The organism is Planomonospora sp. ID91781 (assembly GCF_015711595.1).
GTDB lineage: Bacteria > Actinomycetota > Actinomycetes > Streptosporangiales > Streptosporangiaceae > Planomonospora > Planomonospora parontospora.
The window spans coordinates 1,426,952-1,445,733 of the sequence record NZ_JABTEY010000001.1; the positions used below are offsets into that span (position 1 = coordinate 1,426,952).

The window sequence follows — 18,782 nt, forward strand, 5'->3', positions numbered from 1 at the left end:
CGGGCGCGGCGGGCCCGCTCCCGATCCACCGGGCGGGGCTGTCCCCGATCCGCCGGGAGGTGACGTGCCGATGAACTGGTTGCCGATCGCGCTTCTCGCGGTGCCGCTCGCCGGATCCGCCGTGCTGCTGGCGCCGCTCCCGGCGGACGCGCCGGCCAGGGGACGGCTGCTGAGACTGCACGGGCTGGCCGTCTCCGGGATCACGTTCCTGCTGGCGGTGGTGCTGGCGGCGGGGTTCGACCACGCAGACCCCGCACGGGTGCAGTTCACGACGGACCTCGCCTGGATCCCCGGACTGGACCTCCGGTTCCACCTCGGCGTCGACGGGATCTCGCTCCCGCTGGTCGTGCTGACCACGCTGCTGACCTTCCTCTGCTTCGTCTACCTGTGCTGGGGCCGCTCCGACGGCCCCGGGCAGCTACTGCGGCCCCGGCCGGGCGGCAACCGCCCCCGGGCCCTGGTGTTCACCCTGCTGGTCCTCGAAGTCGGCATGATCGGCGCGTTCCTCGCGCTCGACCTGCTGCTCTTCTTCGTCTTCTTCGAGATCGTCCTCATCCCGATGTACTTCGTGATCGCCGTCTGGGGCGGCCGGGCCCGGCGCGCGGCGGCGACCAAGTTCATCCTCTACACGCTGCTCGGCTCGGTCGCGCTCCTGGTCGGCCTGCTGCTCGTCTGGGCGCAGACCGGCACCCTGGACATGGTCGCCCTCGCGGGGGCGCAGGGCACCGGGATGCCCCGGGCGGTGCAGATCATCGCCTTCCTGGCGATCGGCATCGGGCTGGCGGTCAAGACCCCGATGTGGCCGCTGCACACCTGGCTGCCGGACGCCCACACCGAGGCGCCCACGGTCGGCTCCGTGCTGCTCGCCGGCGTGCTGCTCAAGATGGGCACCTACGGCTTCGCCCGCATCGCGATCCCGATCCTGCCCGACGGGGCCGCCGCCGTCGCCCCCTGGCTCGGCGCCCTCGCGGTGGTCGGCATCGTCTACGGCTCGCTCGCGTGCCTGGCCCAGCGCGACCTCAAGCGGATGATCGCCTACTCCTCGATCGGCCACATGGGCTTCGTGCTGCTCGGCTTCGCCACGCTCACCCCGGTCGGGGTCAACGCCGCCCTGTTCGGCAACATCGCACACGGTCTGATCACCGGCCTGCTGTTCTTCGTCGCCGGGGCCGTCAAGGAGCGGTACGGCACCGCCGACATGCCCACGCTCGGCGGAGGCATGCTGGTACGGCTGCCGCACCTCGGGTCCGTGCTGACCTTCGCCTGCGTCGCCTCCCTCGGGCTGCCCGGCCTGGCCGGCTTCTGGGGGGAGATGCTCGCCCTCCTCGGCGCCTTCGAGCCCGCTCCCGGCCTGTCCCGCCCGCTCTTCCTGACCTTCATGGCCGTCGGTGGCCTCGGCACCGTGCTGACCGCCGCCTACTTCCTGGTCATGCTCTCCCGCGTCACACACGGCCGTCCCACCGAGACCGTCCACGCCCCGCTGCTCGCCGGCGTGAAAGCCGGCGTCGGCCCCGGTGACACCGCGGCGGAAGCCGTTACCGGCCCCGGTGACGCCGTGCCGGAAGGCGCCGGCAGGGTGAGCGCCGACGCCGTGGACACCGGAACGGCGAGCGTGCGCACCGGCGGAGGGGCCGGACCCGGAGGCGGAGGGGCCGGACCTGGAAGCAGGGGAGGACTCCGGGACGTCAGGGCCTACGAGGTGGCCGCCTGGGCGCCCCTGGTCGGGCTGATCCTGCTGTTCGGCCTCTGGCCGAAGGCACTGCTGCTCATCACCGACCCGGTGGTCCGAACCTTCGTGGGGGCCCCGTGATCCAGTCGATCGACCTCTACGCGATCGCGCCGCCGCTGATCCTCGCGCTGGCCGCGGGTCTCGTGCTGCTCCTGGACGCCTTCCTGCCCCGCAGACCGTACTCCCGGCCGCTGCTGGGCGGGGTGACGCTGGCCGGGGTGCTTGGAGCACTGGGCGCGGTCGTGGCGCAGGCTCTGCGCACCGGCGCCCCGCTGCGGACCTTCTGCGTGCCCGAAGGCCTGGCGGGGTCCTCACGGCCCGGTCTCATCCCGTCCGGGGCGATGAGCGGCGGACCTCCGGCGGGAGACCTGCCCGCCATCGCGGCGGGCCCCTCGTGCTCGTTCGTGGTGGACGGCTTCACACTCGTCTTCGCGGGGCTCGCGCTGGCGGCCGGGATCGTGGTGGTGCTGCTGTCGATGGCGGAGATCTCCTCCGGAGCCGACGTCCCCGCCGGGGAGTGGCACTTCCTGCTGCTCTGCGTGCTGACCGGCGCGGTGGTCCTGCCCGCGGCCCGCGACCTGATCACGCTGGTGGTCGCCCTGGAGCTGGTGTCCCTGCCGGTCTTCGCGCTCACCGCGCTGAGACGCTACGACGGCCGCGCCTCGGAGGCGGCGGTCAAGCTCTTCCTCGTCTCGGTGGTCTCCACGGCGGTGATGCTCTTCGGCGTCTCCCTGCTCTACGGCGTGACCGGGACCGTCCACCTCGACCGGCTGGCGCAGGCCCTGCGGCAGTACACACCGTGGTCCGGCGTGGATCCCGTTCCGCCGGCGGAGAGCCCGCAGGCCTACGCCTCCTCGCTGCAGATCTCCCACGACCTGCCGCCCGTGCTGACCGTGGCCATGGTGCTGGTCCTGGCGGGATTCGCCTTCAAGGTCGCGGCGGTGCCGTTCCACGCCTGGGCCGCGGACGTCTACCAGGGGGCGCCGGTCCCGGTCGCCGCGCTGCTCTCGGTGGTCTCCAAGGCCGCGGGGTTCGCGGGTCTGATCCTCATCCTGGTCGCGGCCCTGCCAGCCCAGGCGGCACTCTGGGTTCCGATCATCGCGATCGTGGCGGCGCTGACCATGACCGCCGGAAACCTCCTGGCCCTCCGGCAGCGCCACGCGGTCCGCCTGCTCGCGTGGTCGTCGGTGGCCCAGTCCGGCTACATCCTCGCGCCCCTCGGCGTCCAGACCCGTGAGGCGGCGAACGCCTCGATCGCCTACCTGGTGTTCTACGCCGCGATGAACCTGGGAGCGTTCGCCGTGGTCATGCTCGTGTCGAGGCGGGACGGGCAGGAGGGGATCGACGGCTACCGGGGGCTGGCCTTCCGCAGTCCCGCGGCGGGCCTGTCGCTGGTGTTCTTCCTGATCTGCCTGGCCGGTCTGCCGCCGGGGCTGGCCGGGTTGTTCGCCAAGATCGTGGTGTTCCGGGAGATCGTCGACGGTGGCGGGGCGTGGCTGGTCACCGTGATGGCGGTCAACACCGTGATCGGCCTCTACTACTACGCCACCTGGGCTGCCCGGATCCTCACCCCGGCCCCGGTCCCGGCACGCGCACCGGCCGCCGGCGGGACCGCCGATACCGCCGATACCGCCGATACCGCCACCGAGGGTGTCGTCACCGAGGATGCCGCCACCGGGGCACCGGGTGCGGCCCGCGCGGCGTCCGGTGCGGCTCGCGGAGGACCCGGCTCAGCCGCCGGATGGCTGCCCGTGGGCGTGGCGATCGCCCTGTCCGGCATCGCCGCGGTGGCCTTCTCGGCGGCTCCGCAGGCGGTGCTCGACCTGGTGCCGGGGTTCCTGATCGCCTCGCGCTGAGCGTCCCGGGGAACGCTGGGCCGGGCCGGAGACGTTGTCACTGCAGAACCAGCGTCAACGCCACTGCAGGAACCAGCATCGACCGGGAGGAGACGTCGTGCGGCACAACGGTCTGCGCACCGCGATCCTTCTGGGTGCGCTGTCCGCGGTGATCATCACGGTGGGGGCGTGGCTGGGAGGCGGCGTCGGCGTGCAGATCGCGCTCGTGATCGCCCTGCTGGGCAACGGTGTCTCCTACTTCCTCTCCGACCGGATCGCCCTGTCCGCGATGCGCGCCCGGCCGGTGGGCGAGGTCGAGCAGCCGGTCCTCTACCGGATCGTGCGCGAGCTCTCCACCGAGGCCCGCCAGCCCATGCCGAGGCTCTATGTCTCCCCGACCATGCAGCCCAACGCCTTCGCCACCGGGCGCAACCCGCGCAACGCCGCGGTCTGCGTGACCTATGGCATCACGCAGCTCCTCGACGAGCGCGAGCTGCGCGGGGTCATCGGCCACGAGCTGTCGCACGTCTACAACCGGGACATCCTGATCTCCTCGGTGGCCGGAGCGCTCGCCACGATGATCACCTATCTCGGCTACGTCGGCATGTTCTTCGGCGGCGGAGACGACGACGAGGGACCGGGCTTCCTCGGTGCGCTGCTGATGATGGTGCTCGGCCCGGTGGCGGCCGGCATGATCCAGATGGCGATCTCCCGCTCCCGGGAGTACCAGGCGGACGAGTCGGGCGCCCGGCTGACCGGTGACCCGCTGGCCCTCGCCTCGGCGCTGCGGAAGATCGAGATGGGTGCGAGGCGGCTCCCGCTCCCGGAGAACGGCCGCCTCGCCTCGACCTCGCACCTCATGATCGCCAATCCCTTCCGGGGCGCCGGGATCGGCCGGATGTTCTCCACCCATCCGCCCACCGCCGAGCGGGTCGCCCGTCTGGAGCGCATGGCGGGCTACCGCCGCTGAGCGCCGTACAGCGCCGTACCGGGAGTCCGCGAGCGCCTGTACCGGGAGTCGGCTGAGGCGGCCCCGTACCGGGGCCGATACCGGGACCCGTACCGGCGGTCCTAGGAGTGCAGGACGGCGGGGTCGGTCTCCCCTGGTGAGAGGCCGGGGATGCCGTCGATGCTCTCGCGGTTGTTCTTGGCCCGGTAGGCGCGCTTGGCCTTGGAGTCCTTGCGCTGGGCCCATTCGTCCAGCAGCGTGCGGTCCTGGTCGTAGGACATGAAGGGGACGGAGAAGCCGCAGGAGTCGGCGATGCGGTCGCAGTCGACGACGATGATCGATCTCACCCCCGGGTGCGGGCCGAACCTCGCGAGCAGTTCGGGGAAGCCGGGGTCCTCCGGCACGACGACGCGGCCCGTGCCGTACAGGCGCACGATGTTGGGTGGGCCGGAGAAGGCGCAGAACATGATCGTTATGCGGCCGTTCTGGCGGAGGTGGGCGATGGTCTCCACGCCGCTGCCGTCGAGATCGAGGTAGGCCACCGTGGAGTCGTTGATGACGGTGAAGGTGTCGGAGTATCCCTTGGGGGAGACGTTGACGTGACCGCCCTGCTCGGGAGCGGTCGCGACGAAGTAGACCGGCTGCGCTCCGATGAACGCGCGCAGCCGGTCGTCGATCCTGTCGTGGATTTTCCCCATGAAAGGGAAGATAACCGAGCTCACTCGCCCGGCAACCACCACGTCCAGAGACCGGACTTGATCTTGAAGGAGTCCAGCCTGCGGGTGGCGCCGGTCGCCGCGCCGACCGTCCGCTGCACGGCGGAGGTGATGTCGCCCTCCGCGTCCCCGCGCGAGGTCCAGAGCGTCAGAGCCCCGGCCGGGTCCCAGAAGAGCCGCTGCGGGGTCTCTCCCTTGGGGATGCCGAGCGCGACCGCGTCGGAGACGGCGTCGGAGGCCAGGTCGTAGGTGCGCAGCCGCGAGCCGCCCGAGGCGCCGGTGACGATCAACGCCACCGTGGTGGCGTCGTCGGCCAGGGCGACCGGCGAGTTGTTGGAGACGATCTGCGGGACCACCTGGCTCGCGGTCCTGCGCCCGCCGGTGTCGAAGACCGTGAACTCGGTGGTGTTGTCGTCGGTGAACCGGCTGGTGAGCAGGTGCCGGCCGTCCGGGCTGAAACCCAGCACGGTGCCGTCCGGCGGCAACTCGGCGACCCTGCCGCTCTCCACGTCGGCGATCAGGGTGGGCAGTCTCGCGGCGGTGTCGAGGTAGTCGACCGCGACGATCGAGCCGTCGGGGGAGATCTCGATGTCCACCTCGCTCATGTCCAGTCCTCTGGGCAGGGAGGCGGCTCTGCCCGGCAGGGGGCGGACCTTCCCGCTCGACACGTCCCGGACCACGAGCCGGTCCCCCTTGAAGTAGTTCACGACGCGGCCGTCACCGCTGACCGTGAAAAGGGCTCCGGCACTCATGTCGCTCTTGCCGCCGGCGTACACCGGGTGGACCCGGGCGTCGGGCAGCCGGACGGTCCTCCCGCTGCGCAGGCTCAGCGTCCATGCGCCACAGGGGACCGCGACGTCCTTCTTCTTCGTGCAGCTCTTCAGCCAGGCGTACCGTACGGCGTCGGCGTCGGCGTCGGCGTCGGTGTCGGTGGAGGCCGTCGCGGCCGTCGAGGCCGGGGCGGAGCGGGTGGCGGAGGCGGCTCCCGTGTTCGCCTGCGCCGGGGCGGTGATCGTGGTCGTGGCCGCTGCGGCGGCGAGGGTGAGCGCGGCGAGCGCGCGTGAGGGGGAGATCGGGCCCATCGAGGACTCCTTTCGTCACCCGGATAGATGCGGCCGGGCCGCGAAAGGTTGTGTCACGAGTCGGCCACGGCGTCGGTTCTCCCGGCTCCGGGAAAGCGCGGGGACTCCTTACGGGAGTCCGGCTTGTCGCGGGATGACAGCCCGACGGCCGGAGTTTGGCTCCGGAGTGCCTAGGAAGTGTGATGCGCATCACACAGAATTGCCGATCATGTCGGGTGTCGGGGGGCCGTCGAAAGGATCGGAGATGGTTCGTTCCCGCAGCGCTCTCCGCAGGACCCTGCGCCGACTGGCCGTATCGCTGAGCGCCGCCGCCGTCACCCTCGCCGGCACGAACGCGGCCTGGGGCGCGGCGCGCACCGAGCCGTTGCGGGACGTGCTGCTGGTCGGCAACGCTCAGGCGGGCACGGTCAGCTTCATCGACGGCCGTACCTTCCAGAACCTGGGCTCGCTCGACGCGATCCCCGACCTGGAGGAGCGGCTCGCGGCGATGAACCCGGTGGAGAGGGCCGGATACGAGGCGGTCAACGCCGCGCAGGGCTACCGGAAGTTCGTCGACGACATGGCGCTCTCGCCGGACGGCCGGACGCTCTACGTCTCCCGCGGCAACCTCGCCGACGTCGTCGCCTTCGACGTCAAGGCCCGCACGATCCTGTGGCGCCACAAGATCGAGGGGTTCAAGGCCGACCACGCCGCGCTCTCCCCGGACGGCACCCGGTTCGTCGTCTCCGCGCTGACCGCCGCCAAGGCGGTGGTCCTGGACACGGCCGACGGACGGCCCGTCACCTCCTTCCCGACCGGGACCTATCCGCACGGCAACGACTACTCCCCGGACGGGACGCTGCTGTACAACCAGAGCATCGGCGTCACCTCGCTGCCCAGGGCGTTGAACGTGCTCAAGGGGGACAAACGGGTGACGGTGGTCGACGCCCGGACGCACCGGGTCCTGCGGACCCACCGGTTCGCCTACGGCGTGCGGCCCTCGGTGTTCACCGCCGACAACAGGTACATGTACGCCCAGCTGTCCTACCTCAACGGGTTCATCGAGTACGACCTGAACGCCGGGAGGACCGTCCGCACGGTCACCATGCCGTTCAGCGACAGGGCCCGGGCCATGTCCCCGGACGCCTACCCGCAGAACTCCGCCCACCACGGCATGGCGCTCTCCGGGGACGAACGGAAGCTCTGCATGGCGGGCACGATCGACGACTACGTGGCTATCGTCGACCGGCCCTCGCTGTCCGTGGCCGGATACCGGCACTACGCCGCCGACAGCCTGCCGTACTGGACCGCCACCAGCGTGGACGGCCGGCACTGCTTCGTCTCCCTCAGCAACCAGGACGTCGTCTCCGTGATCGACTACGCCACCGCCGAAGAGGTGGCCCGCATCCCGGTGGGGCGCTTCCCCCAGCGGGAGCGCCTCGGCGCCGCACCCCAGGACGTGCTGGACTCGCTAGCCACCGGCTGACGGCCGATCGACCGATCAGGCGGGGCGGGCTTCTCAGCGGCTTGATCGGAGCCTCGATCCGGGTCGATGCCCGGCTCGACAGGCCGAACATCGATCATCTGCTCGGTAGCGTGTCGGTCGTGAAGCCGCATCGGCGTCTGCAACGGGACCGTCGTCCGCGGAAGACCCGGACTGCGGGAAGGGCGCCGCGTCTCCCGCCCGTGGTCCTGGCCGGCAAGGACGCTCTCCTCGTCGGATACTTCTCCGCCAAGCAGAAGCGGTACACCGTGCTCATGGACGAACTGGCCGCTGCGGTCGAGACTCTCGGCGCCCGGGTGGTGGGCCGCTTCGTGCAGCGCCGGGGCGTCTCCGACGGCGGTGTCAGGACGATGGACCGCCCCTACTCGTCCCGCACGCTGGTGAGCGGGGGCAAAGTGCGAGAGATCGCGTCGGCCTGCGAAAGGACCGGGGCGGAGGCGGTCGTCTTCCTCAACCCGTTGACGGACCATCAGCGCGAGGTGCTCTCGGAGACCTTCGGCTGCTCCGTGATCAGCGCTGTCGATCTGCCGGCATGACCGGTGCCTACTGCAGACCGGGCTGTTCGGCGCCACCCCGGACACGTTCGAAGCAGCCGAGGTAGGTCACCGCGGCGTCGTCGGCCTCGGTGCGGGCCAGGTAGATGACCGGGGCGTCGGGGGCTCGGGTGCCGTAGGCGTGCAGGTCGACCATGAGGTCATCGTCGACGCGGTGGATCGAGTTGTGGAGCACCGTGCGGTGTGGCCGGACCTCGATCCCGTCGGCATCTCGAAGCGGCCGCAAGAGTGTGAGGGCGTTTCGCACGCGGGCGGCCATGACGTCACCGCCGGAGAGCGCCGGTTCGCGCCGCGGTGACCGCCATCGTGGTGTAAGGCATCGTGAAGCCGCCTCCGATCGCGTCGACGGCGGCTCCGACGCCTGCCAGCACTTCGACTTGCTTGTCCTCCGGGAGCCAGGTGAGGCCACCGGTCGTGGGCAGCAGATCCAGCCATTCGTCGCGGGTGTAGGACCGCTCCCAGTCGAACCGCCACTGCTCCGGGTCGCTGAACTCGCCCGTCTCCCGGATTCCGCCGGCGAACGTGGTGAACATCGTCCGGTAGAGGTCCAGGGTCTGCTGCGGCGGCCGGCCGTTGAACGGAGAGTCGGGCACCACCTGCCGGTAGACCGCCGCGAAGGCTTCCGCAATGGCCGGGGGAGGCTCGAAGGCGTGCGCGAACACCGCCAGCAGGCCGCCGGGTCGCAGGACCCGGGCCGCTTTCACGGCGCCCGCGACCGGGTCCACCCAGTGCCAGGCCTGACCTGCGACGACCGCGTCGAACGTTCGGCCGGCCGGATCCCATTCCTCGAACGTCGCCACCTCGGACTCGACGCCGCTGCGCCGAGCGAACTCGATCATCCGCTCATCGGGGTCGACGCCCAGCACCGTGCAGCCGGCCGCCTGGAACTGCCGGGCCTCTATGCCGGTACCGCAGCCGACGTCCAGGACGTCGGGTCCAGGGCTGGCCGCGACGATCCGCTGGACCAGGGAATCGGGATAAGGGGGGCGGGCCCGGTCGTAGCGTTCGGCGTCCACCCCGAACGACTGCGCTACCTGTCTGGCCCGGTGGGGCTCGTTCCGAGAAGGGCGTGATTGCCCCTGCGGTATAGTGGGCATGCGCCCACCATAGTGGGCGCTCGCCCACTCGGCAAGGGGCGGTGACTCACGGTGGACATGAGGAGGGCGCGATGCCGACCGGGGTGCACATCCGCGACGCCCGCCGGCATCTGTTCGACGCGGCCGAGCGGATCCTGTTCCGGGACGGGCCGAACGCGTTGACCAGCCGCGCGGTCGCCGCCGAGGCGGGCGTCGCCAAGGGCGTCCTGCATCGGCACTTCGCCGACTTCGACGCCTTCCTCGTCGATCTCGTGCAGGAGCGCATCGCCCGGATCGACGATCAGGCCGCGGCCTTGCGCGAGGCCGCCGGGACCGGCACCGTCGCCGGCAACCTCACCGGCGCGCTGATGGACCTGTTCGACCTCGTCGCGGTGGCGATCGTCGGTCTCGTCGTCTTCCGAGACGAGCTGCGCGTCCGACTGCGCCAAACTCGGCCGGGCCGTGGGATCCCGGTCCTTGCGGAGGCCGCGGCCATGATCGCCTCTTACCTCGACGACGAGTGCGAGCTGGGCCGCATCGCGGTCGACACCGACGCCGACGCGCTCGCGCTCTCGCTGATCGGGGCCGGGCACCTGCTGTTCGCCGAGAGGGAGGGCGGCCCGCCGGACGCCGGAGCCGTCGGCAAGGTCGTGACCGCGGTCATCGCCGACGTCGTGCAAAGACGACTGCTCTAAGCTCCTCGGCAGCGACCTTCCGGTCCGAAGCCTTCGGCCCACCTGAAGATTCAGGCCGAGAACAGGTCTCAGGGGTCCGGCTTCTGAGTTCTGGAGGCCGAGGCCGGGCGCGAGGCCGTGGTCCGGGACCTGAGCGCGGCGGCTGCCCCGCCGCGGTCGTCCGCGGGCGCCGGCGCTCAGGATGCCGCGGTCTGCAGCGCGGAGGCGACCGCGAGTGGATTCTGGTACTCCCGCCAGCGGGCGATCCGTCCCTCTCGGACGGTCAGCACGCCGACGAACGGGGCCGTGGCGGACGCTCCCGTCGCGGTCATCGTCGCGGTCAGCTCGTACTCGACGACGATGGTGTGGGGGTCGGTGGTGTCGTGTACGGCCAGCGCGCGGCAGTCGTCGAAGCGGAAGGGCAGGTCGGCGTGCCCGGCGCGGATGAAGGCCAGGACCGCGGCTCGGCCTTCGACCCGGCTGGGCCGTCCGGGTGCGGCGAACGGCATTTCCAGGACGACGTCCTCGGTGAGCGATTCGTCGTCGAAGACGGTCACGTTGGCGATCCAGTGCTCGCGCATGCGGTCGAAGACCTCGCGTGGGGTCATGCCTGCCTCCGGAATAAGATGAGTGGCGACTCGACTTAAGATAATGAGTCGAGACTCATTTTCCAAGGGGGTCGGCGTGCGGGCGGACGCGCAGCGAAATCGAGAACGCATCCTCGACGCGGCCGAGGAGGTGTTCGCGCACCGCGGCACGTCGGCGTCCACCGAGGAGGTGGCCCGGCTGGCCGGCGTGGCGATCGGCACGGTCTTCCGGCACTTCCCGACCAAGGACGACCTGCTGGCGGAGATCCTGAAACGCCTGCTGGCGCGGCTGGCGGAGGACGCGGCCACGCTCGGCGGGGCGGGCGGCCTGCACGTCTTCTTCCGTCGGCTGGTCGAGCAGGCGGCGGCCAAGCGCACGGTGGTCGACCTGGCCGGTGTCAGCGTTCCGGGGGCGGTGGGTCAGCTGGGCGAGGCGGTGGGCGAACTGTTGCGCCAGGCGCAGGCCGCGGGCACGGTACGCGGTGATGTCGGCCGGCCCGAGGTGATGGCGCTGCTGGTGAGCGTCTGCCAAGGCGCCCTGCAGGGCGGCTGGGACCTGGAGCTGCAGGAACGGACACTCGCCGTCATCTTCGCCGGCCTGGCCGCGTAGACGTCGTCCACCGGATCCGGATGCCGGCTTCCGCAGGATGAGCAGGATTACGAGATCGAGGCCTTTCTGTAGTTCTGGGGAAGTTCTCGTGGCGCCGGACGACCGGGCTGCTTCGAGCGGGGAGCGGCCGGGGCCCGGGAGATCTCCGGCCCCGGCCGTGTGCCCTGGATGTGTCCTGATCAAGGGCGAGGATCACGAACCCCAGGTCAAGACGTTGATTACCCGCCTGGTTAACGGTAGTTCGTGAACTGGAGGGCGAGGTCCAGGTCCTTGCCCTTGAGGAGGGCGATGACCTCCTGGAGCTCGTCCCGCTTCTTGGAGCTCACCCGCAGTTCGTCACCCTGGATCTGCGCCTTGACGCCCTTGGGGCCCTCGTCCCGGATGATCTTCGAGATCTTCTTGGCGTTCTCCTGGTCGATGCCCTCCTTGAGGGTGACCACGAGGCGGTAGTCCTTGCCGGACAACTTGGGCTCGCCCGCGTCAAGGATCTTGAGAGACAGGCCTCGCTTGATCAGCTTCTCCTTGAACACGTCAAGGACGGCGTTGGCGCGCTCCTCGCTGTTGGCCTTGATCTCGACGGCCTTCTGGCCGCCGGACCACGCGATGCTCGCGCCGGTGCCCTTGAAGTCGAACCGGTGCCCGATCTCCTTGACCGTCTGGTTCAGCGCGTTGTCGGCCTCCTGATGGTCGATCTTGCTGACGATGTCGAAACTGCTGTCGGCCATGCGTCGACTGTCCTCTCTAGCTCTCTCGACGACCCTAGCGCTTTGCCTGTCAGCCCATGGTGAAGGTGATCGTCGACATCATGGTGCCCCCTTCCGGCAGCGAGCCGGTCCGGGCGGTAGGGCGCGGGAGCAATGCGCGGGAAAGGGATCAGGGGCAGGTGGAGGAGGCCGCCCGGCACGGGTCCGCCGACCGGGTCCCGGGTCTGCGGATGCCGTGGTAGGAGCGTGGGTCCCGGGCCCGCGGACGTCGTGGTCGGACCGTGGGGGCGGGTCCGCGGACGTCGTGGTCGGACCGTGGGGGCGGGTCCGCGGACTCCGGCGCGACAGGCCGACGGCGGGAGCCGCCGCCGATGTCACGTCACGTCCGGAAGTCCGCTATTCTTCTTCATGTCGCCGCCTCGAGCGGATGATGCGGCAGGTTGCCCGAGTGGTCAAAGGGAGCGGTCTGTAAAACCGTCGGCTCAGCCTACGCAGGTTCAAGTCCTGCACCTGCCACCAGCCGAACTGGCAGCTCAGAGGCCCTCCGGGGCCTCTTTTGCTTTCCCGGGACATGCGGTCCCGGGTGACCAGCCGACGCCACGGCCCCGTCCCGGGGTGATACCCCGTGGTCGTCGGTCAGGAGTCGAGCACCTGGGTGTTCTGGCAGGCGGTCAGGCGCCAGTGGCCGTCCTCCTTGGACATGACGTACAGCGGGCTCCCCTCGTCCCCGACGGGTCGGCCGTCGAGGGTCAGATACCGCTGGCGCACCTTGACGGCGGCGACGTCGGGGCGGATGAACAGCACGTGCACCACCTCGTAGACGGGCGTCATGTCCTTCATGGCGCCGGGGAGCACCCGGCGGGTGAACGCCGCGATCTCCTCGCGGCCGAACAGGCGCCTGCCGTGCCCCGTGGTCCAGATCGCGTCGGGCCGGAAGAGGTCGGCGAACGCGTCCGGGAGTTCGTTCCGCTGGGAGTGCTCGACCGCGGCGACCACCTGCTTGATCGCCTCGATCTCGGTTTCACGCGTCCGCTCGTCGAGCGCTGTCGTGTTCATGGGGACCAGCCTGGTACCTCGACCGAAGTAGAGGTCAAGGGGAGCGCGCGTGGCGCCCGTCACCGGCTGAGCGCGGCCCACAGGGTGGCGAACTCCTCGGCGGTCAGCGGGCTCAGCCCGAAGTCGTCCGGGTAGAGCGGTCCTTCGGCCAGGAAGCCGTGCTCGTCCTCCATACGGTGCCACGAGTACTGGCGGGCGAGGCCGTCGGCGCCGAGTTCGGCGTGCCTGACCGGCCAGTACTCGCCTCCGTCGTCGAGGACCGTCTCGAACAGCCACACGTGGCCGGTGGCGTCGACCCCGTGCCAGTAAAGGTGGGGGCGGTCGCTCTCGTCGAGGGCCCGGATCGCCTGCCTGCGCTGGTCCTGCACTGGTCCTCCTCATCGGCGGGAAATCGGTAGGAGAGCGGGCGGGCCCCGGCCCGGGCCTCCTCTCCTCATCATCAGGGAGACGGGGGACCGGCCGGGACCGCGGCGACCGCCTCGATCTCGATCAGGATGTCGGGCCGGAACAGCCCTGCGACCTGGACGAGCGAGCTCGTGGGCGGCCGCTCCAGATCGATGAACTCATCGCGTACGGCCCGCACGACGGGCAGCGCCGAGGTGTCGACAACGAAGATCGTCAGCTTGAACACGTGCTCCCAGGCCGCTCCGGCCGCCTCGAGGGCGGCACCGACGTTCTGCATGACCAGGCGGGTCTGGGCCTCCCAGTCACCGGCGGCGGCGGGTGTGCCGTCCGCGGCGATCGGGACCTGACCCGAGGTCCAGACGAGCCGGCTGCCCGGCGCAACGCTCGCGACGTGGCTGTAGCCGTTGGTCGGGGGCAGCGTCGGCGGGGTGCCGAACTCGATGTGCGTCATGCGTCCTCCTTCGTGCGCGGCCGGGCTTGCGGTGCCCGGCTCAGGCGGGACCGTACCGGAACGGGGCGCGCGATCTGATTTCACATCGCGTGCGCCGGGCGTGTATGGTTACACCTGTCCGCAGCGCGAGAGCGACAACGGACAGGCCCCTATAGCTCAGTCGGCAGAGCGTCTCCATGGTAAGGAGAAGGTCAACGGTTCGATTCCGTTTGGGGGCTCCACAGCCTGAACGCCCTGGCCTTATGGTTGGGGCTTTTGGCTTGGGTGGACTCGATGCAGCCACCTGGAAATGCTCAAGGTTCCCGACGCGTGGGCGGGCATATCGGGGCAAGTCCCTGATAGTGGCTCCGACCTGCACAGGTACGCGGTCGCTCCGCGAGTCGGGTATCCTTGCGGAGGCCGGTCGATTTCGTCGGCCTCAAGGCGGAGTAGCTCAGTCAGGCAGAGCAAACGGCTCATAATCGTTGTGTCGCCGGTTCAAGTCCGGCCTCCGCTACTACCCTCCCGGGCTCCCTTCCCTAGAAGGAGCCCTGGCGTGGGTTGTCCCAGTCCCGAACGTAGAAAGGCACTCCCACGTGGCTGCCACCGACGTTAGGCCCAAGATCACGCTGGCCTGCCAGGAGTGCAAGCACCGCAACTACATCACGCGGAAGAACCGGCGTAACGACCCGGACCGGCTTGAGCTCAAGAAGTACTGCCCCAACTGCAAGACGCACCAGGCGCACCGCGAGACCCGTTAGTCTCCGCGCGGCCCTCCGCCTCGTGGCGGAGGATGAGCGCTTCTGCAGATCTACAGTTCTGCGGCATTCACATATTCATTCGACGACCGGCGTCCTCTCCTGGGGCGCCGGTTTGTCGTTTCCGGACAGCTTTCCCGTCCGGGTGTTGACCGTGCTCCACACCCGGACGGCCCCCCGGCCGGGCTACGGTTTCCTGGTGGCCGTCGGGAGACTGCTCTCCCGAACGTTGTTCTGTTAATGTCGGCCTCACCGGCTCGGATTCCGTAAAGGAGCACGATGGCTCTGAACCGCGATTTCGTCGGGCGGGCGTCCGCGCCCTCCTCGCCCTACGAGGTCAGTCGCGTGAAGATCAAAGAGTTCGCGACGGCGATCGGGGACAACAACCCGATCTACCGGGACAGGGAGGCCGCGCGGGCCGCCGGTCATCCGGACGTCGTGGCCCCGCCGACCTTCCCCATCGTGTTCAGCCTGGCCGGAGGGGCGATCCTGGCCGACCCCGAGCTCGGCCTGAACTTCGCGATGGTCGTCCACGGGGAGCAGCGCTTCCAGTACCAGCGGCCCATCTACGCCGGTGACGAGCTGGTCAGCGTCTCGACCGTGACCGACATCCGCAGCGTCGGCCGCAACGAGTTCATCACCGTGCGAAGCGATGTGACGACCGTCGGGGGCGAGCCCGTCTGCACGACCTACAACACCATCGTCGAGCGTGGAGGAGCGGGCTGATGGCCGCGACGGTCAAGTACGACGACATCGAGGTGGGCCAGGAGATCCCGGCCGCGGACTATCCGGTCCGCCGCGCGAGCCTGGTGATGTACGCCGGCGCCTCGGGCGACTTCAACCCCATCCACTGGAACGAGCGCTTCGCCAAGACCGTGGGGCTGCCCGACGTCATCGCCCACGGCATGTTCACCATGGCCCAGGGAGGGCGCTTCGTCACCGACTGGGCGGGGGACCCGGCCGCGGTCGTCGACTACGGCGTGCGGTTCTCGTCCATGGTGGTCGTCCCGGACGATGAGAAGGGCGCCGTCATCACGGTGAGCGGCGTGGTCGAGGAGAAGCTCGAGGACAAGCGCGTGGTGGTCGCCCTGACCGCCAGGTGCGACGGCTCGCGGGTGCTCTCCAAGGCCCGCGCGGTCGTCCAGCTCTCCTGACGGATCGCCGGAGGCCGGGGCTGCTGCGGATCGGGGCGAGAATCTTCCCCCGGTCCGTGGGTAGGCGTCCGGGCATGAGCGAAACACCACGTCACGTCAGTGAGCGAGCCGAGGAGCGGGCCGGCGAGAGGGTCCATGACCGGCCCCTGCAGGAGGCCGCCGAGACCGCGAGGCGGGGCGGTTCCCCCGAGAGGGCGGACCCGCCCGGCGCCAAGCTGCTCGCCGACGAGGAGGCGGCGCCGGAACAGGTGCCCGAGGGGTCCGAGCTCGTCGGCCGGGAGGGTGGCAACGAGCTGGAGGGCGACCCCGAACGGGCGGTCTCCTCGCAGCGCCTCTGGGACGGGAGCCTGTCGGTGTCGCGGCTGGACGAGACCATGCCGCAGGGCCAGGACGAGGATCCCGCGGGTTCTCCCGGGCCGTCCCGGCGCGACGGCGCGGCCACCTGACCGCCCCTTCGAGACCGTCTGTGTCCCGGGCGTTCGAGGCCACATAGGCTGGTCGCGAATTTTGTCGGGTCTGCTGGGGATGGGGCATGGCTGAGCGGGTTGCAGGGGTACGGCTGGCGCCGTACACGACGTTGGGGCTGGGCGGACCGGCTCGGGCGTTCGTGGAGGCGAGGTCGGCGGAGGAACTCGTCGGGCTGGTCGCGGAGGCGGACCGGGCGGGTGAGCCGGTGCTCGTGCTCGGCGGTGGCAGCAACCTGGTCGTGGCCGACGAGGGGTTCGACGGTCTGGTCGTACGCGTCGCGTCGCGGGGGATCGAGGTCGCCGGGAACGGGGACTCCGGTGCCGCAGAGACCGGCCGGAACGGCGGGAGCGGGGGCTCCGGTGCCGCAGAGACCGGCCGGAACGGCGGGAGCGGGAGCGAGGACCCTGGCGCAGGCGGCGACGGCCGGAACGGCGGGAGCGGGGGCTCCGGTGCCGGTGACGTCGGCTGGAACGGCGGGGACAGGATCACCGTGCAGGCCGGGGAGGACTGGGACGCGCTGGTCGAGCGGGCCGTGGCCGAGGGGAGACCGGGGATCGAGTGCCTGTCGGGCATCCCCGGGCTGGTCGGCTCCACCCCGATCCAGAACGTCGGAGCCTACGGGCAGGACGTCTCGCAGACGATAACCGCGGTCCGGGTCTACGACCGGGTGGCGGGCGAGGTGCGGGACCTGACCGCGGCCGAGTGCGGATTCGCCTACCGGCACAGCGCTTTCAAGCAGGAGCCCGGACGGCACCTCGTGCTCGCGGTCACCTACGCGCTCCCGCGGGACGTCGGGAACGGCGGCCTGTCCGCCCCGATCGCCTACAAGGAGCTCGCCGCCCGGCTGGGCGTCGGCCTCGGCGAGCGGGCGCCGCTGGCGGAGGTACGGCGGGCGGTCCTGGCGCTGCGCGCGGGCAAGGGCATGGTCCTCGACCCCACCGACCCGGACACCCGGAGCGCGGGCTCGTTCTTCACCAACCCGGTGCTGACCGCGGACGAGGCGGCCGAGCTGGAGCTGCGCGCGCCCGGCTTCCCCCGCTGGGACGTGCCCGGCGGGGCCGTGAAGGTCCCCGCGGCCTGGCTGATCGAGAACGCCGGCTTCCCCAAGGGTTACCGGCGCGGCCCGGCCGCGATCTCCACCAAGCACACCCTCGCCCTGACCAATCCGGAGCTGGCGGCGACCACCGAGGACCTGCTCGCCCTGGCCAGGGAGGTCCGTGACGGCGTGCGGGAGAAGTTCGGGGTGACGCTCGTCAACGAGCCTGTGATGGCCGGCACACGCCTGTAGCGGAATGAGTCCCGGGCGCCGGGTGTTAAAGTCGGGTGGAAACACCCGAAGGGGAGTAGTCCCAATCGCGTGATCGACATACTGGCGCCCCAGGGCGCCCGGTCGCGCGGGCCTGGCAGGCACAGGCGGACGAGACCTTCGGCCTGGCAGGCATACCGAAATTCATGCCGCCGGGCCGAAGCGCGCCCGAGACTCCCCGGGTGCCCCCTTCCGGCCCGGTCGCATGCGCGTGAAGGGCGACCCCGTTGGAAGCGTTCTGGATCAGTCTCGCTGTGATCTTCGTCGCCGAGCTCGGCGACAAGAGCCAGCTCATGGCGATGACCTTCGCCACCCGGTTCAAGCCGTGGCCGGTCCTGGCCGGCATCACCCTGGCCACCGCGGTGGTCCACCTCGTCAGCGTCGGCCTCGGCGGGCTGGTCGGCGACTTCCTGCCCACCACCGCCATCACGATCGTGGCGGGCATCGCCTTCCTCGGCTTCGCCCTGTGGACGCTCCGGGGCGACGAACTGACCGAGGAGGAGGCGGCCAGGGCCAAGCGGACCACCCGGTCGGCGATCATCGCGGTGACCGTGGCGTTCTTCCTGGCCGAACTCGGCGACAAGACCATGCTCGCCACCATCACCCTGGCCACCCAGCACGACTGGGTCGGCACCTGGATCGGCTCGACGGTCGGCATGGTCGCCGCCGACGCGCTGGCCATCGTGGTCGGCCGCCTGCTCGGCAAGAACCTGCCGGAGAAGGTCATCCGGTACGGCGCCGCCGCCGCCTTCGCGGTCTTCGGCGTGCTCCTGCTGGTCGAGCCGGTGCTCACCTGATCGGCATGGTCACCGGCTGGGGGACGCGCCGGCGGGCGGCCCCCACCGGTCCTCCGGCCAGGCGGCAGGCGAGGCAGTCGGCGTGGGCCGTCATCGGGTCCCGCAGCCTCCAGTCCCACTGGTCCGCCGGCCGGGGGCCGCTGGGCTTGCCCCAGCCCATCAGGTGCAGCGCCCACGTGATCAGTCCGGCGGCCGCGAGGGTCCCCGTCCCCAGCCAGACGCCGGGGAGCCAAGCCGCGCACACGGACACCCCGATGGTCGCGGCCCCGGCGAGGGCGACACCGCACCCGGTCCAGCCCGCGACCGTGTGGCCCAGGTCGTAGTCGCCGTGCATTCCGCTCATGGCTCTCCTTGGCGAGGCTCCGATCTCCGGCGTAGAGTGGAGATCGCTTATCTTACGTACTAAATA

General features: G+C 70.6%; 23 protein-coding genes and 3 tRNA genes. 16 read left to right on the top strand and 10 right to left on the bottom strand.

Features of this window, described 5'->3' with window-relative positions; genetic code table 11:
• Window positions 1-70: 70 nt before the first annotated feature.
• From HS048_RS06650 to htpX, 3 genes are all read left to right on the top strand, one after another.
• Window positions 71-1,810 (top strand): NuoM family protein, encoded by a 1,740-nt coding sequence (locus tag HS048_RS06650; protein ID WP_196466453.1) that lies wholly within the window; start codon window positions 71-73, stop codon window positions 1,808-1,810.
• Window positions 1,807-3,585 carry an NADH-quinone oxidoreductase subunit N gene (locus HS048_RS06655; RefSeq protein WP_196466454.1) on the top strand — a complete coding sequence of 593 codons (1,779 nt, stop codon included), beginning with the start codon at window positions 1,807-1,809 and terminating at the stop codon, window positions 3,583-3,585. The genes HS048_RS06650 and HS048_RS06655 overlap by 4 nt, the downstream gene beginning before the upstream one ends.
• A 97-nt stretch (window positions 3,586-3,682) precedes the next feature.
• A complete protein-coding gene (htpX, locus tag HS048_RS06660) occupies window positions 3,683-4,534 on the top strand; it encodes a zinc metalloprotease HtpX (protein ID WP_068896259.1) in 852 nt (283 codons plus the stop codon).
• A gap of 101 nt (window positions 4,535-4,635) precedes the next feature.
• Here htpX and HS048_RS06665 read toward each other — a convergent pair whose 3' ends face one another.
• Window positions 4,636-5,211, bottom strand: a complete 576-nt coding sequence (locus HS048_RS06665; protein WP_068896261.1) for a pyridoxamine 5'-phosphate oxidase family protein — start codon at window positions 5,209-5,211, stop codon at window positions 4,636-4,638.
• A 20-nt stretch (window positions 5,212-5,231) separates the two neighbouring features.
• Window positions 5,232-6,311, bottom strand: a complete 1,080-nt coding sequence (locus HS048_RS06670; protein ID WP_196466455.1) for a hypothetical protein — start codon at window positions 6,309-6,311, stop codon at window positions 5,232-5,234.
• A gap of 244 nt (window positions 6,312-6,555) precedes the next feature.
• On the opposite strand from HS048_RS06670, the gene HS048_RS06675 reads away from it, so the two are divergent.
• Entirely contained in the window at window positions 6,556-7,776 is a 1,221-nt protein-coding gene (locus HS048_RS06675) for a YncE family protein (RefSeq protein ID WP_068896265.1), read from the top strand.
• A 200-nt stretch (window positions 7,777-7,976) separates the two neighbouring features.
• A complete protein-coding gene (locus HS048_RS06680; protein ID WP_196466456.1) occupies window positions 7,977-8,330 on the top strand; it encodes a hypothetical protein in 354 nt (117 codons plus the stop codon).
• 7 nt (window positions 8,331-8,337) lie between these two features.
• Here HS048_RS06680 and HS048_RS06685 read toward each other — a convergent pair whose 3' ends face one another.
• Both HS048_RS06685 and HS048_RS06690 read right to left on the bottom strand, forming a co-directional pair.
• The gene (locus tag HS048_RS06685) at window positions 8,338-8,574 is read right to left on the bottom strand and encodes a hypothetical protein (RefSeq protein ID WP_196466457.1); all 237 of its coding nucleotides are present in this window, start codon (window positions 8,572-8,574) and stop codon (window positions 8,338-8,340) included.
• A gap of 37 nt (window positions 8,575-8,611) precedes the next feature.
• Window positions 8,612-9,445 (bottom strand): class I SAM-dependent methyltransferase, encoded by an 834-nt coding sequence (locus HS048_RS06690; protein WP_196466458.1) that lies wholly within the window; start codon window positions 9,443-9,445, stop codon window positions 8,612-8,614.
• 71 nt (window positions 9,446-9,516) lie between these two features.
• On the opposite strand from HS048_RS06690, the gene HS048_RS06695 reads away from it, so the two are divergent.
• The gene (locus HS048_RS06695; RefSeq protein WP_196466459.1) at window positions 9,517-10,119 is read left to right on the top strand and encodes a TetR/AcrR family transcriptional regulator; all 603 of its coding nucleotides are present in this window, start codon (window positions 9,517-9,519) and stop codon (window positions 10,117-10,119) included.
• Window positions 10,120-10,295: 176 nt separating this feature from the next.
• Here HS048_RS06695 and HS048_RS06700 read toward each other — a convergent pair whose 3' ends face one another.
• The gene (locus tag HS048_RS06700; RefSeq protein WP_196466460.1) at window positions 10,296-10,706 is read right to left on the bottom strand and encodes a nuclear transport factor 2 family protein; all 411 of its coding nucleotides are present in this window, start codon (window positions 10,704-10,706) and stop codon (window positions 10,296-10,298) included.
• Window positions 10,707-10,749: 43 nt separating this feature from the next.
• Here HS048_RS06700 and HS048_RS06705 point away from each other — a divergent pair, with 43 nt between their 5' ends.
• Window positions 10,750-11,295 carry a helix-turn-helix domain-containing protein gene (locus HS048_RS06705; RefSeq protein WP_196466461.1) on the top strand — a complete coding sequence of 182 codons (546 nt, stop codon included), beginning with the start codon at window positions 10,750-10,752 and terminating at the stop codon, window positions 11,293-11,295.
• A 230-nt stretch (window positions 11,296-11,525) separates the two neighbouring features.
• On the opposite strand, the gene HS048_RS06710 is transcribed toward HS048_RS06705, so the two are convergent.
• Window positions 11,526-12,020: a YajQ family cyclic di-GMP-binding protein gene (locus HS048_RS06710; protein WP_068896276.1), complete on the bottom strand. Its 495-nt coding sequence runs from the start codon at window positions 12,018-12,020 to the stop codon at window positions 11,526-11,528.
• A gap of 413 nt (window positions 12,021-12,433) precedes the next feature.
• Here HS048_RS06710 and HS048_RS06715 point away from each other — a divergent pair.
• A tRNA-Tyr gene (locus HS048_RS06715) sits at window positions 12,434-12,518 on the top strand.
• A 117-nt stretch (window positions 12,519-12,635) separates the two neighbouring features.
• Here HS048_RS06715 and HS048_RS06720 read toward each other — a convergent pair.
• The 3 genes from HS048_RS06720 to HS048_RS06730 all read right to left on the bottom strand — a co-directional run bounded on the left by HS048_RS06720 (window position 12,636) and on the right by HS048_RS06730 (window position 13,911).
• A complete protein-coding gene (locus tag HS048_RS06720) occupies window positions 12,636-13,055 on the bottom strand; it encodes an SgcJ/EcaC family oxidoreductase (RefSeq protein ID WP_196466462.1) in 420 nt (139 codons plus the stop codon).
• Window positions 13,056-13,114: 59 nt separating this feature from the next.
• Window positions 13,115-13,423 carry a hypothetical protein gene (locus tag HS048_RS06725; RefSeq protein WP_196466463.1) on the bottom strand — a complete coding sequence of 103 codons (309 nt, stop codon included), beginning with the start codon at window positions 13,421-13,423 and terminating at the stop codon, window positions 13,115-13,117.
• Between the two features lie 71 nt (window positions 13,424-13,494).
• Window positions 13,495-13,911 carry a RidA family protein gene (locus HS048_RS06730; RefSeq protein WP_068896281.1) on the bottom strand — a complete coding sequence of 139 codons (417 nt, stop codon included), beginning with the start codon at window positions 13,909-13,911 and terminating at the stop codon, window positions 13,495-13,497.
• Window positions 13,912-14,056: 145 nt separating this feature from the next.
• Between HS048_RS06730 and HS048_RS06735 the strand changes: the two genes are divergently transcribed.
• The 8 genes from HS048_RS06735 to HS048_RS06770 all read left to right on the top strand — a co-directional run bounded on the left by HS048_RS06735 (window position 14,057) and on the right by HS048_RS06770 (window position 18,373).
• Window positions 14,057-14,132 (top strand) — tRNA-Thr (locus tag HS048_RS06735).
• A gap of 201 nt (window positions 14,133-14,333) precedes the next feature.
• Window positions 14,334-14,407, top strand: a tRNA-Met gene (locus HS048_RS06740).
• 79 nt (window positions 14,408-14,486) lie between these two features.
• The gene (rpmG, locus tag HS048_RS06745) at window positions 14,487-14,651 is read left to right on the top strand and encodes a 50S ribosomal protein L33 (protein WP_030921771.1); all 165 of its coding nucleotides are present in this window, start codon (window positions 14,487-14,489) and stop codon (window positions 14,649-14,651) included.
• Between the two features lie 276 nt (window positions 14,652-14,927).
• Entirely contained in the window at window positions 14,928-15,374 is a 447-nt protein-coding gene (locus tag HS048_RS06750; RefSeq protein WP_068896282.1) for a MaoC family dehydratase N-terminal domain-containing protein, read from the top strand.
• Window positions 15,374-15,802: a MaoC family dehydratase gene (locus HS048_RS06755; RefSeq protein ID WP_068896284.1), complete on the top strand. Its 429-nt coding sequence runs from the start codon at window positions 15,374-15,376 to the stop codon at window positions 15,800-15,802. The genes HS048_RS06750 and HS048_RS06755 overlap by 1 nt, the downstream gene beginning before the upstream one ends.
• A gap of 74 nt (window positions 15,803-15,876) precedes the next feature.
• Window positions 15,877-16,248 (top strand): hypothetical protein, encoded by a 372-nt coding sequence (locus tag HS048_RS06760; protein WP_196466464.1) that lies wholly within the window; start codon window positions 15,877-15,879, stop codon window positions 16,246-16,248.
• An 86-nt stretch (window positions 16,249-16,334) separates the two neighbouring features.
• Complete coding sequence (locus tag HS048_RS06765; RefSeq protein WP_196466465.1) at window positions 16,335-17,558, top strand: UDP-N-acetylmuramate dehydrogenase; 1,224 nt, start codon at window positions 16,335-16,337, stop codon at window positions 17,556-17,558.
• A gap of 245 nt (window positions 17,559-17,803) precedes the next feature.
• Window positions 17,804-18,373: a TMEM165/GDT1 family protein gene (locus tag HS048_RS06770; protein ID WP_068896290.1), complete on the top strand. Its 570-nt coding sequence runs from the start codon at window positions 17,804-17,806 to the stop codon at window positions 18,371-18,373.
• Here HS048_RS06770 and HS048_RS06775 read toward each other — a convergent pair.
• Window positions 18,366-18,716 carry an HGxxPAAW family protein gene (locus tag HS048_RS06775; RefSeq protein WP_196466466.1) on the bottom strand — a complete coding sequence of 117 codons (351 nt, stop codon included), beginning with the start codon at window positions 18,714-18,716 and terminating at the stop codon, window positions 18,366-18,368. The two genes, HS048_RS06770 and HS048_RS06775, sit on opposite strands and share 8 nt — an antisense overlap.
• Window positions 18,717-18,782 lie beyond the last annotated feature (66 nt).